Here is a 12,597-nt window from a genome sequence, read left to right as displayed (position 1 = left end):
GCCAAAAACTGACAAGGCGTGTCAGCTATTTTCAGAATTGACCCTCGGCGGGTAAATCGCCTGCAAGCGCTGCACCGCCTCGGCCAGGGCCTGCCGCAGCTCGGGTGGCTCCAGGGCTTGCACCTGGGGGCCCAGGCGCAGCAGCTCGCCCACGGCGGCCGGGATGGATTCGATCGGGATCTCCAACTCCCACCAGGCCTCGGCCGCGGCCGGTGGTGTCGCGTCGGCCACGGCCCGGGCCACGGCCAGACTGAGCTCAGACAGGCGCCGCAGCGCGGCGGGGTGCACCTGCACGCGGGCCCGGCCACTGGCCATGCGGGCTTCGTAGTCGGCGCAGAACTGCTGCCAGTAGCGCTGCAGCTCAAAGCCGGGCAGGGCCGGCGCCAGTTCGTCCTCCACCGTCATCGCCAGAATCGCGCTGACGCGGTAGCTGCGCACTTGGCTGCCCGCCGCCGCCACCAGGTACCAAAGCCCGGCCTTGAGCACCAGGCCCAGGGGTGCCACGCGGCGCTCGACCTCGCCCTGCCAGCGCCGGTAGTGCAGCTGCAGCATGCGCCCGGTCCAGACCGCCGTGGCCAGCTCGGGCAGCAGGCCTTGCGCCTCCGGGCCCTGGAACCAGGCCACCGGGTCGAGGTGAAAGCGCGAGGCCACGCGCTGGGCGTCCTGCTGCATGGCCTCGGGCAGGGCGGCCAGCAGCTTGAGCCGCGTGGTCTCCAGCACCGCGCCCAGGCCCAGCTGCTCGGCGGCAAAGGGCGCACCGGCGAAGAACAGGGTTTCGGCCTCGGGCCGGTCCAGGCCGGTCAGCCGGGTGCGGTAACCCTCGCGCAGCACAAAACCGCCGCGCCGGCCCTTCTCGGCATAGACGGGCACGCCGGCGGCGCTGAGCGCGTCGATGTCGCGGTAGACGGTGCGCACCGACACTTCCAGCGCCTCGGCCAGCGCCTGCGCGCTGACCCGGCCCTGGGCCTGCAGGCGCAGCAGGATGGCCAGCAGGCGGCTGGATTGCATGGACTCAGGCCGGCGCCGTGGCCAAGGCTCACAACCCCAGCCAGGGGCTGCGCGTGATCGAGCAGCCCAGCATATAGGCCAGGGCCAGCAAGGCCAGCAGATAGCCCAGGCTGCGGAACTCGCCCTGGCCCATGGCCCAGTGCGCGCAGACCGTGTAGACCACCAGAGCGATCAGCTTGGCCAACAGCCAGCTGTCCCGCAGAAACGGGTTCATGAACAGCAGCACCCAGAGGCTCAGGCCGGTGATGGTCATCAGCAGATCGATGCCGAAGACCAGCACGCTCAAGCGGCTGTCCAGCGCCCACTGACCGCCCAGCTGGAAGGCCAGGCCGCGCACCAGAAACAGCGCCACGCTGCACCAGGCCAGCAGCACATGGATCTCGCTCATCTGCAGGTCGAAGGAATACATGGTGTGGGTCTTTGGCGTTCGCGCGGCCAGCGTCGTCCGACGGCAGGCTGTTGTCAAGAAGTCTGGCGTTCTCGGGCATTGTCACCCGCGTCAGACGGGGGCGGGCCGGCTTGCTATGCTGCGCAAGACCTGGCACCGCCAGACCCTTCGCGTCCTCTTCAGCTCAAGGAAACACCCCATGTCCTCACATGTCCGCACGAGTCTTGCCTTGGCCGCCGCCCTGCTGGCTGGCGCCCTCCCGCTCAGCGCCGAGGCTGCCGCGCCCCAGGTCAAAACCCAGGCGCCGGGCTACTACCGCATGATGCTGGGGGATTTCGAAGTCACGGCCCTGAACGACGGCACCGTCGACTTACCCATGGACAAGCTGCTCACCGGCGCCAAGCCGGGCCAGGTGGCGCGTGCCTTGCAGCATGCCTACCTCGGCGTGCCGTTGGAGACCTCGGTCAATGGCTATCTGATCAACACCGGCAGCAAACTGGTGCTGGTCGACACCGGCGCCGCCAGCCTGTTTGGCCCCACGCTGGGCAAGCTGCTCGGCCATCTCAAGGCCGCCGGCTACCAGCCCGAGCAGGTCGACGAGGTCTACATCACCCATCTGCACGGTGACCATGTCGGCGGCCTGCTCAGCGAGGGCAAGCCCGCATTTCCCAACGCTGTGGTGCGCATCGACCAGCGCGAGGCTGACCACTGGCTCAGCGAGGCCAATATGGCCAAGGCCCCCGAGGCCGCGCAAGGCGGTTTCAAGGGTGCCATGATGTCGATCAAGCCCTACCAGGAGGCCGGTCGCTTCAAGCCCTTCGAGGGCTCGGTCCAAGGTGTGGAACTGGTGCCCGGCGTCCGCGCGGTGTCCACCTACGGCCACACGCCCGGCCACACGGTGTACGTGGCCGAGAGCAAGGGCCAGAAGCTGGCCATCTGGGGCGATCTGATGCATGTGGCCGCGGTGCAGTTTCCGGATCCTTCGGTGACCATCCAGTTCGACAGCGACTCCAAGGCCGCCCGCCCGCAGCGCGAGAAAGCCTACGCCGATGCCGCCAAGAACGGCTATTACGTCGGCGTGGCCCATGTGGCCTTCCCCGGCATTGGCCGCTTGCGCGCCGATGGCAAGGGCTACATCTGGGTACCCACCAACTACAGCAGCAAGCCCTGAACTTGAACCGGGGAGGCGCAGGGCCGCCCTCCCCCCAAGTTCTAGGGATGACGAGGAAACAAAGCGTAAGTAATTCACGAACGGTGCGGGGCCTCGCACAGAATGCCGGCGGTTTCGCGGTGCTTCTGTGCCGTGTGTTGGAGTGCTCCGGTGACCGTGCCTGAAGGCCGTTCGCCGCGGGCGTGAACCTTGCGTGTTGTCCTTGTTGTCGGTTTCGATTCTGGATTGGCCCTGTTCAGGCCCTGCTCTCGATGGGCGGGCGCCCGGCCCCGGCTTCGAACGAGCCCGGGAGTTGTTGTCGTCATGGCCCTGTCCGCCGCCGAGCAGTTTTTGATGTCTGCCCCTGCAGCCCTGGCTGCGGGTGCCCGGTCGGCCTGGCCGCAGCCGGGCTTGTCCTTGCGTCAGCTGGCGCGTCGTGCCGGTGTACGTTGGATGCCTTTGTCGGCTCAGGCGGCCTGGCAGCGTTGGCAGCCGCAGCACAGCCACACCCAGGCGGCTGCTGCGATCGACAGCGCGGCCCTCAGCGAGCAGGATCGGGCCGATTTCTCTGAAAGCGGGCTGGCCCTGGACAGCGAGGCTTCGGTGGCTGGCGAAGGTCGTTCGGTGTTGAGCTTTGCCACCGTGGCGCCTCATCATGCTGGCTGCTATGCCTCCTCGCAGCAGGCTGCCGATCCTGGTCTCAGACTCAGCCAGGGGCACAGCCACAGCAGCCTCAGTTTCTGCATTGATTTCAAGCGCCCGGTCTCGGCCGTGCTGGATCTGCATTTGAGCGGCACTTTGCGTGTCAGCGGTCCGCGCTCGGGGGTGCTGCCCTTGCCTTCGCGGGCCGCAGTGGCGGCCTTTGCCCTGGGCTCCACGGCCGATGGCGAGCAAGCCGGGCGTGCCCGCTTGTTCCGCCAGCTGGGTCTGGGGCATGAGCTGGAGGGCGAGGCCTTGCTGGATCAGCTGCGCGCCTGGCCCTGCAGCAGCCAGCCCCAGCTGCAGACCTTTGGTGCCCGCGCCAGCGCGCACATGCAGGATCTGGTGATCGAGCAGCAGCTGTCGGTGCAGGCTGACAGCCATTGCCTTGGCCCTGAGGACGGTGTGGACCCGGCGCTTTACGGCCGCCACCGCCTGTGCTTCGAGTTGTTTTTGTTTGCCGAAGCACAGAACGGCGCCGTGGCCGATTTTTCACCGGGTTTGAGCCTGGAGGCGCTGCACCTGCCCGAGGACTGCGCCCTGAGTTTTGAGCCCGGCGCCGAGCTGCCCGTGCACGGGCTGCGCGAGCCTGAGCCGCGTGGGGCCGGCGGTCTGCTGGCACGGGGCTGGTCGGCCATGCTGGGCCGTCGCTTCGAGCGTTCGCCGGTCGCGCCCTGAGGCCGGCCTTGCGTTCACATTGCTGCTCGGATGGATGACTGATTTTTCGTTTCTTTGACTGCCTCCCCCATGACTGTTTCCGAAGTACTGAATCGCCCCTCTTTCCGCCCCCATGCGCTGGTGGCCAGTGTCCTGGCTCTGGCCGCCAGCAGCGTGCTGGCGAGCGGCACGCCTGAGCTCAATCGCTGGTATGTGATGGAGAGCAAGACCTCGGCCGTGGCCCTGATCGATGGCCGGTTGCAGAACGATTTCCATCGTCACATTTACGGTGACGGGCTGCTGGCCGAAGACAGCCAGGCTCGACTGACCCTGGACGGCCGTTCGGCCGAGGCGCGCAACTCCGTGGCCGCCGGCCGCATCGGCAGCTTCAGCGGCGCGTTCCAGGCGCTGGACCCGGACGCCACGATCAGCCTGGCTCATGGCTACTCCATGATCAGCTTCTCCGCGTTCTTGAGCAATGCCGCCCCGGTGACGCTGGACCTGCATCTGACGGGCAGTCTGCAGACCCTGGGCGACCGCGCCGCCACCGGCGTCGATCCTTCGCGCGCCGTGGTGGCAGCCTATGGCCTGGGCTCGCCCAGTGATGTCAACGAAGGTGGCTATCAGCGTCTGTTTGCCAACATCGGCATCGACCCGAACCTGGAGGGCGAGGCTCTGCTGAACCAACTGGCGCACTGGCCTACAACGGCGCAGCGCAATCTGCAGACCGTGGGCGTGCAGACCAACAGCCTGAACCGCAGCGCCGAGGTGGACCAGCACTTCAGTGTCACGGCCGATTCGACCCGGTACGATTGCCCCGCGGGTGTGGTCTCACCGTTGTGCGGCAGTTACTACCTGCAGTTTCACCTTTTCCTCTTTACCGCGGCCGAGAACGGCGGTGTCGCAGATTTCTCGCACAGCCTGGCCATCGATGCCATTCGCGTGGCCGAAGGCACCAGCCTCAGCTTCGATCCCGGCCAGGCCTTGCCGGTGATCACCACCCCGGTACCCGAACCGGGCCGCGCGGCCTTGCTCGGTCTCGGCCTGCTGGCCATCGGCGGCCTCAAGTGGCGCCGCAGCATGCGCAAGCAGGAGCGCTGAGCCCTCGGCCGCAGGCAGCGGCGACCGGGAGGCCGCCGCTGGCTTCGTTCAGTCCCCGACCTGGTCGGTCGGGAACTTGAGCGAATCCCGCATCAGGTAGTTCATCGGCACATTGAGGTTGGCGTTCTTGGGCGGGATCGGCGACTCGAACCACTGCTTGTAGAGCTTGGCCACCTCGCCGCCGCGGATCAGACGGCCCATCTCGGCGTCGACAAACTTCTTCAGCGCCGGGTCCTTCTTGCTCATCATCAGTGACAGCGGCTCGATGGACAGCAGCTTGCCGACCACGGCGAAATCCTCGGGCTTGGGCGCGCTGGCGCGGAAGCTGTAGAGCAGGATGTCGTCCATCAGATAGGCATCGGCCTGGCGCTTGTCCACGGCGTTGAAGCATTGCTGGTCGTCGTCGCACTCGAGCAGGGTCAGCTTGAGGCCCAGGTCTTGACTCTTGCTCTTGATCAGCGGCGCCGAAGTCGTGCCCTTGGTCGTGATGACGCGTTTGCCGCCCAGGTCTTCCACCCGTTCGATATTGGAATCCTTGCGCACCAGCATGCGCGTGCCGGCGATGTAGTGCGGGATGGTGAAGGCCATGCCCAGCTTGTCGCGGCGCTCGCGATTGTTGGTGGTGTTGGCGCATTCCAGGTCCACCTGGCCCTCGGCCACGGCCGGGAAGCGCTGCTTGCTGTCCACCGCCTTGTAGCGCAGGGTCAGCTCCTTGAGCTTGAGCTCCTTCTTCATCGCCTCGGCGATCTGCTTGCAGATCTCGATGGCATAACCGACCGGTTGCTTGCCCCCGGGCAGGTCGTAGGAAAAGGGCACGGCATCGGCGCGGTAGCCGATCACCAGCTCGCCGCTGCTGCGGATGCTGTCCAGGCTGCCTTGGCCGGCCTTTGCCGGCAGGGTGAGAGCCGCGGTAGTCATGGCGCCGAGGATCAGCGGCAAGGGCCAGGTCTTGCGCCGCAGGGGCTGGGGGCAGGAGATGCGATTGCTTGGCATGGTGTGGAGGCTGTGCGGCGACGATGTCCTGATCCGGCCCGAAGGTGGCGGAACCCAGGCGGGGTGGTGGGGTTACGGGCAGGCCAGACTCAGGTTCTGTCCGCCCATCGTGCGTGAGCTCAAACCATAACAGAGCGGCGCCAGGTTCAAACCCCGTACTGCTAGCATGCCGGCCGCGGGCGGCGGCTCGGTGACATCAAGATCAGCATGGCGGCAAGATTTCCCGATTGGAGCGAAGACCAGGGCCAGGTCATGCCCGAGGATCAGGCGCGCCTGGGCTGGAGTGAATGGCACTGCCCCGGGCGGGTCAGTGCCTGGCGCGAGGAACAGCTGCCGCGCTTCCAGATCGAGTTCATGCTCGAGGGCATGGACCTGCGGCGCCTGGCCGGCGCTCGGCCGCGCGTCATCGACCCCAGCCAGGTGTTTTTGCTGGCCGCGGGCGAGGGCTTTGAACTGGCCTCACCCACGGCACAGCGGCGCCGCAGCCGTTGCCTGCAACTGCCGGCCCCGCTCTTGCAGGCCTGGGCTCCCGATCTGGTCAGCGGCCTGCTGCCCAGCAGCCCCGCGCTGGCCCTGGCCGTGCATGCCCTGGGCGCAGCGCCCGATGCCCTGGCACGCGACGAGGCCGGCTGGCGTGTGCTGGCCCTCATCCTGCGCTTGCAGCGCCCAGCCGCCGCGGAGCGGGCGCCTGCGCGCCGCAGCCAGCGTCGGCAGGAAGATTTGGTCGAAGCGCTGCGTGAGCGCATGGCGATGGACTTTGCGCAGCCGCTGAGCCTGGAGTCGCTGGCCCGCGCCTGCGGCGCCTCGGCCTTTCATGCCGCTCGGGTGTTTCGTCAGCACACCGGGCAGAGCATCCATGGTCATCTGCAGCGCCTGCGTCTGCGGGCCGCGCTGGCCCAACTGCCCGAGCGACGCGGCCAGCTGACTGAGCTGGCGTTGGATTGCGGCTTTGCCTCGCACAGCCATTTCAGCAGCAGCTTCCGCCGCGAGTTCGGGCGCGTGCCTTCCAGTCTGCAGCCGGCTTGAGCGGCGCACGTCATCTGCCGATCAGCGCGCGCTGGCGCGCAGGGTCTGCAGTTCGGCTTCCAGCCATTGCTCGTAGTGCTGCAAGGCCCGCACACGCTCGGACTCGTTCATGCGGGCCGGGCCATGGACCAAGTGCAGGCGCGGCGCGCCCCAGCCCATGTAGCCGAACACCGGCTGGGCCAGCTGGCTGCGCACATGGGCCTCGGTCGCGCGTGCGTCCTCGGCATCGGTGGCACCGCCGGTGGTCAAGGCCATGATCAGCGCGCGCGGTTCCAGGGTCGGGTCGGGGCCGTAGGCAAAGCCCAGACTCAGCACCCGCTCGATCCAGCCTTTGAGCATGGCCGGATAGCCGCTCCACCAGAGTGGAAACTGCAGCAGCACCGCGTCGGCCCAGCGCAGCTTGTCCTGCTCGGCGGCGATGTCGGCAGCAAAGCCGCCGAGGCGGGCGGCCTCGCGCTGGGCCGAACCCAGCTGCAAGAGCTGATCCTCGGGAAAGGTCTGGAAATCGGCCCGCCCCGGCACCGGAGAGAAGCCTTGCTGGTACAGGTCGCTGTGTTGCAGCCCCAGGCCCAGCCGGCGGGCCACGGTTTGTGCGCGCTCGCGCATGGCGAAGTTGAAAGACCCGGTGTCCGGGTGTGCGGTGACGAGCAGGAGATTCATCGTGGCGCGAGGCAGCGTCGCGGGGACGTGCCGTGAAGAGAGTTCAACAGGTCTGCGCAGTGTGCGCAGCGCCCGCCGCTTCGCGCTATCAGAATCCTGCTGGATCGTGTCTGCTGCTGCAGCGCCGCAGGCGGCCGCGTTCAGCCGCGCTGGTTGAGACCGCAGCCCTGGCCGTCCAGCAGCACGCTGGCCAGTTCCAGCGAGCGCCACAGATGTGGCGGCATCTCCAGGATGCGCTCCGGCGTCTTGGCCTGGGTGGTCCAGCTGAGGATCTCGAAATGCTGCTCGGGGCTGAGCAGCTTGAGTGCCAGCATCTCGTTCAGGGTTTGCATCGCCACCGCTCCTCGGGCCGGAAGGCCTGTGCCATGTTTCGGCTCAGGCTAGCACAGCCGCGTGGATGTTTTGGCGACGCCAAGGCCGCAGGGCTTTGGCTTTGTCCCAACTTGTCCCGGCCTTTGCACGCAAGACGTGCACGGCGTTCACCGGGCGTCGCTTGATGCGAAGGCATCAAGCTCGGTCCCGGCTCTCCCCGGCCTTTGCACGCAGGACGTGCAAAAGCGTTCGTCAGGCGTCGTTGGATGCGCATGCATCCAACTCGGTCCTGACTCTCCCCGGCCAGCCCGCGCGGGACACGGTCTGTCGTAAGTTGGGCGACGCCAAGGCCGAAGGGCCTCGGCTCTGTCCCAACTTACCCCTCCAGTCGTTTCTGGAAGACGAGGCCGGCGTGCTCCCGCAGCGCGTGGAACTTGATCTTGGGCCAGTTGGCTTCGATGGCGCGCAGCTCGGGGGCGTACTCGACCAGCACGGTGGGCGCGTCGACGGCGTCCAGGGCCATGCGGTGGTCGTTGGCGTCGATGAAGCGCTTGAGCTCTTTCTCGTCGTCGCAGGTGACCCAGCGCGCCACCTGGAAGCGGCTGCCGCTGATGCGGGCCTTGCAGCCGTATTCATGCTCGAGGCGGTGGGCCACCACTTCGAACTGCAGCTGGCCCACGGCGCCCAGCAGCAGCACGCTGCCGGCCATGGGGCGGAAGACCTGGATTGCGCCTTCTTCGCCCAGCTGTTGCAGGCCGGCTTTCAGCTGCTTGGTCTTGAGCGGGTCGGCCACTTCGACCGAGCGGAACATTTCCGGCGCGAAGAAGGGCAGGCCGGTGTACTGCAGGGCCTCGCCTTCGGTGATGGTGTCGCCCAGCTGCAGCACGCCGTGGTTGGGGATGCCGATGATGTCGCCGGCAAAGGCTTCGTCCAGCAACTCGCGGCGCTGTGACAGGAAGCTCACCACCGTGTTCGGGCGCAGCTCCTTGCCGCTGCGCACCACCTTGAGCCGCATGCCGCGCTCGAAGTGGCCGCTGGCCACGCGCAGGAAGGCGATGCGGTCGCGGTGGGCCGGGTCCATATTGGCCTGAATCTTGAACACCACGCCGGTGAACTTGGGCTCCTCGGGCTTGACCACGCGCTGCATGGCGGCGCGCTCGCCCGGCGCCGGGGCCAGCTGCACCAGGGCGTCCAGGATTTCCTGCACGCCGAAGTTGTTGACGGCCGAACCGAAGAACATGGGCGTCTGGCGGCCGGACAGGAACTCCTCGTGATCGAAGGCCGCAGCGGCATCCTGCACCAGCTCGATCTCGCCCTCGGCCTGCTCGTACTGCATGCCGAAGCGCTCGGCGTAGGCCGGGTTGTGCAGGCCTTCCAGCACTTCCTCGTCACCGGCCACGCGGTCCTCACCGGGTGAGAACACGCGCATGCGCTCTTCACGCAGGTCCATCACGCCGTGGAAATGCTTGCCCATGCCGACCGGCCAGGTGAAGGGCACGACGGTCATGCCCAGCTCGCGCTCGATCTCGTCCATCAGGGCCAGAGGCTCCTGCACCTCGCGGTCCATCTTGTTGACGAAGGTCAGGATGGGCGTGTTGCGGGCGCGGCAAACCTGCAGCAGGCGGCGGGTCTGAGGCTCCACGCCGTTGGCCGCGTCGATCACCATCAGGGCCGCGTCCACGGCGGTCAGCACGCGGTAGGTGTCTTCCGAGAAGTCCTGGTGGCCCGGGGTGTCGAGCAGATTGATGACGCAGTCGCGGTACTCCATCTGCATCACCGAGGAGGCCACCGAGATGCCGCGCTGCTTTTCGATCTCCATCCAGTCCGAGGTGGCATGGCGAGAGGCCTTGCGCGCCTTCACCGAGCCGGCGATCTGGATCGCGCCCGAGAACAGCAGCAGCTTTTCCGTCAGCGTGGTCTTGCCCGCGTCCGGGTGGGAAATGATGGCGAAGGTGCGCCGGCGCTTGACCTCGCTCTCAATATGGGAGGGGACAGGGGACGAGGCGGGCTGCGGATCGACAACGGACATGGCGGCGGCGCGCAGCCGCAAAGGCTGCACGGGTCAGGGGGAAAGGGGCGGATTATCGCAGCGCAAGCCCCGGTCGGCCGCAGCGGCAGCTCAGACCGCCCGGGCTGCGGCCTGTCCGGCCGGGGCTGGACGGCGCAAGTCGGTCTGGCTACCCTGCCGGCACTTCTTTGTTGCCCCCGCCGCTTTGCCGTGGCTCGCCATCATGTCGACACTTCGCCTGCGCCGTTCTTCCCGTGCTGCCTCAGCCAGCGGGTCCACCACGCGGGCGCAGCCCTGGCGCGGCTCCCTCCTGGCCCTGGCCTGTGCCGCGCTGGCAGCGCCCCTGACGGCGGCAGCCGCCAAACCGGCCGCCTCACCCTCTGCTGGGGCCAGCGATTCGGCCCAGGAGGCCCGCATCGCCCGGGTGCTGGCCGGCCTGCGGCCACCGGTCAGCTTTGTCGGCGACCCGACCTGGACGCTGGAAGCGCGCATGAAGCACTACGGCGTGCCCGGCCTCAGCATCACCGTGATCGACCGGCATGGCCTGGCCTGGACCCGCGTCTTCGGCCTGGCCGACCGCGAGGCCGGCCTGCCGGTGCGGACCGACACCTTGTTCCAGGCCGCCTCCATCAGCAAGCCGGTGGCCGCCTTGGCTGCCCTGACTCTGGTTCGCGACGGCAAGCTGGCGCTGCAGGAGCCGGTCAATGCCCGGCTCAAGGCCTGGCGCATCCCCGACAACGAATGGACCGCCCAGCAGCCGGTCACGCTGGACCATCTGCTCAGCCACACTGGCGGCCTGACGGCCCATGGTTTCATGGGTTATGCCTCCGGGGTGGCGGTGCCCGATGTGCCCACCTTGTTGGAGGGCAAGCCGCCGGCCAACTCGGCCGCCGTGCGCGTTGACCAGAGGCCGGGTCAGGCCTTTCGCTATTCGGGCGGCGGCTACACCGTGGCCCAGCTCTTGATGAGTGAGGCCGACGGCCGGCCCTTCGCCGAGCTGATGCAGCGCCGCGTGCTGGGGCCGCTGGGCATGCGCGAGAGCCGCTTTGCCCAGCCTTTGCCTGCGCCCTTGCTGGCGCGCGCGGCCGTCGGTGTGCTGCCCGATGGGCGCGCCGTGCCCGGTCAGCGCAACACCTACCCCGAGCTGGCCGCCGCCGGCCTGTGGACCACCTCGCAGGATCTGGCCCGCTTTGCGCTGGGCGTGCAAGGCGCCTGGCGCGGCGACAAGAAGGCGCTGTTGCCCGTGCCCCTGGTCAAGGACATGCTCAGCGCGCGCGCCGGCAGTGGCTATGGCCTGGGCTTCGGCCTGCCGCAGGAGCAGGGCGAGGTCTATTTCGCCCATGGCGGCTGGAACGAAGGCTTCTGCGCCAGCCTGATGGCCCACCCGAGCGCCGGTGTGGGCATGGCCATCATGATCAATGCCAACCAGCCGGCCCTGATGGACGAGCTGCGCCGCGCCGTGGCTTTCGAGTACCGCTGGCCGGGCGTCAAGGCCTTGGAGCCTGTGCCGGTCAGCGCCGAGGCGCTGGAGCGGGCGCCGGGCCGCTACCGTGTCAACGGGGAGCAGTTCATGCAGATCACCCGCGAAGGCCGCCAGCTCTTTCTGGCGCGCGGCGGAGAAAGTGCCAGCGAGCTGGTGCCCGTGGCCGGAGGGCGTTATCTGCAGCGCGAGCAGGAACAGGCACGCAGCTTTGAAGCCGATGCGCAGGGGCAATGGCAGCTGCGTCTGGAACAGCGTGCTGGCCAGCCCTTGCTGCTGCCACGCCTGGCCGAGGGCACGCGCGCACCGCGCGAGCTCTTGCTCGCTGGCGAGCAGGCCGCGGCCCTGGCGGCCTACAAGGCCTTGCGTGAAGCGGGCGACGAAGCCGGCAGCGAGGTCTATCTCAACGATCAGGCCTATCGCGAACTGGGTAGCGGGCGCAAGACGACGGCGCTGGCGCTGATGCGGGTCAACACCGAGCTGGCCCCCGAATCGGCCAATGCCTGGGACAGCCTTGGCGAGGTCTTGCTGAGCCTGGGCGACAAGGCTGCAGCCCGCGCAGCCTACCGCCGCGCGCTGACACTCCATCCGGACCTGCCTTCGGCCAAGGAGGCGCTGGCGCGCCTGCCGGCCGAGGGCTCTTGAGGCGCCGCTCGGCGTACTGAATCGCCGCGCAGGCCGCGGCTACTTGGTCGGCAGCACCTTGACGCTGGCGTCCACCTTGCTGCTGTCGAGGATGCCGACGCCGTTGGGCGTGCTGGCCACCCATTTCTTGAGCTCGTCTTCGCTTTCGAACTGCTTGGGCGCCTGGGCGCGGCCGGTGAAGATCAGCTGAGTCCAGATGGCCTTGTACTGTTTCTCGTTCTTGCCGACATAGGCGATCACAAAATCCTCGCGCAGCTTGCCTTCTTTGGGCAAGCCCACCTGCACCGCGCCGCTGCCTGGCAAGGTGGTGGCCTGGCCCAGGAAGACGGCCTTGATTTCATCCGTGCTGGGCTTGCTGGCCAAGGCCGGATTGACCACCACCACGGGCTCTGCCTGGCTGGGGCCGGTGGCCAAGGCGATCAGCAGCAAAGCGCTGCATTGCGGGAATGTGCTGGATTGCGTGTTCATGG

At 67.8% G+C, this 12,597-nt stretch carries 12 protein-coding genes; 5 read left to right on the top strand and 7 right to left on the bottom strand.

The annotated features are described in order from the left end of the window. Positions 1-21: 21 nt before the first annotated feature. Entirely contained in the window at positions 22-1,008 is a 987-nt protein-coding gene (locus tag OOB33_RS03045; protein ID WP_271007606.1) for a helix-turn-helix transcriptional regulator, read from the bottom strand. A 28-nt stretch (positions 1,009-1,036) separates the two neighbouring features. Continuing rightward, positions 1,037-1,417, bottom strand: coding sequence for a SirB2 family protein (locus OOB33_RS03040; RefSeq protein WP_102768934.1), 381 nt, complete (start codon positions 1,415-1,417; stop codon positions 1,037-1,039). A 178-nt stretch (positions 1,418-1,595) separates the two neighbouring features. Here OOB33_RS03040 and OOB33_RS03035 point away from each other — a divergent pair, with 178 nt between their 5' ends. The 3 genes from OOB33_RS03035 (at position 1,596) to OOB33_RS03025 (ending at position 5,003) form a co-directional block, all read left to right on the top strand. Continuing rightward, positions 1,596-2,567, top strand: a complete 972-nt coding sequence (locus OOB33_RS03035; RefSeq protein ID WP_271007605.1) for an MBL fold metallo-hydrolase — start codon at positions 1,596-1,598, stop codon at positions 2,565-2,567. 333 nt (positions 2,568-2,900) lie between these two features. Further along, positions 2,901-3,923 (top strand): hypothetical protein, encoded by a 1,023-nt coding sequence (locus OOB33_RS03030; protein ID WP_271007604.1) that lies wholly within the window; start codon positions 2,901-2,903, stop codon positions 3,921-3,923. Between the two features lie 69 nt (positions 3,924-3,992). Beyond that, on the top strand, positions 3,993-5,003 hold the full coding sequence (locus OOB33_RS03025; protein ID WP_102768937.1) for a PEP-CTERM sorting domain-containing protein: 1,011 nt from the start codon (positions 3,993-3,995) through the stop codon (positions 5,001-5,003). A gap of 48 nt (positions 5,004-5,051) precedes the next feature. Here OOB33_RS03025 and OOB33_RS03020 read toward each other — a convergent pair whose 3' ends face one another. Then, entirely contained in the window at positions 5,052-5,996 is a 945-nt protein-coding gene (locus OOB33_RS03020; protein WP_271007603.1) for an amino acid ABC transporter substrate-binding protein, read from the bottom strand. Positions 5,997-6,203: 207 nt separating this feature from the next. Between OOB33_RS03020 and OOB33_RS03015 the strand changes: the two genes are divergently transcribed. Continuing rightward, positions 6,204-7,022: a helix-turn-helix transcriptional regulator gene (locus tag OOB33_RS03015; protein ID WP_271007602.1), complete on the top strand. Its 819-nt coding sequence runs from the start codon at positions 6,204-6,206 to the stop codon at positions 7,020-7,022. A gap of 21 nt (positions 7,023-7,043) precedes the next feature. Here OOB33_RS03015 and OOB33_RS03010 read toward each other — a convergent pair whose 3' ends face one another. The 3 genes from OOB33_RS03010 to OOB33_RS03000 form a co-directional block, all read right to left on the bottom strand. Beyond that, positions 7,044-7,682: an NAD(P)H-dependent oxidoreductase gene (locus OOB33_RS03010; protein WP_271007601.1), complete on the bottom strand. Its 639-nt coding sequence runs from the start codon at positions 7,680-7,682 to the stop codon at positions 7,044-7,046. 140 nt (positions 7,683-7,822) lie between these two features. Then, a complete protein-coding gene (locus tag OOB33_RS03005) occupies positions 7,823-8,014 on the bottom strand; it encodes a hypothetical protein (protein WP_102768942.1) in 192 nt (63 codons plus the stop codon). Between the two features lie 356 nt (positions 8,015-8,370). Continuing rightward, positions 8,371-10,023: a peptide chain release factor 3 gene (locus tag OOB33_RS03000; protein WP_102768943.1), complete on the bottom strand. Its 1,653-nt coding sequence runs from the start codon at positions 10,021-10,023 to the stop codon at positions 8,371-8,373. 202 nt (positions 10,024-10,225) lie between these two features. Between OOB33_RS03000 and OOB33_RS02995 the strand changes: the two genes are divergently transcribed. Then, complete coding sequence (locus tag OOB33_RS02995; protein WP_271007600.1) at positions 10,226-12,127, top strand: serine hydrolase domain-containing protein; 1,902 nt, start codon at positions 10,226-10,228, stop codon at positions 12,125-12,127. Positions 12,128-12,166: 39 nt separating this feature from the next. On the opposite strand, the gene OOB33_RS02990 is transcribed toward OOB33_RS02995, so the two are convergent. Next, positions 12,167-12,595: a phosphate ABC transporter substrate-binding protein gene (locus OOB33_RS02990; protein ID WP_171826576.1), complete on the bottom strand. Its 429-nt coding sequence runs from the start codon at positions 12,593-12,595 to the stop codon at positions 12,167-12,169. Positions 12,596-12,597: the final 2 nt, after the last annotated feature.

This window comes from Paucibacter sp. B51, from assembly GCF_027863535.1.
Lineage (GTDB): Bacteria > Pseudomonadota > Gammaproteobacteria > Burkholderiales > Burkholderiaceae_C > Paucibacter_A > Paucibacter_A aquatilis.
Note: the sequence above shows the minus strand (reverse complement) of the source record. Positions and strands in the feature narration are given on the sequence as shown.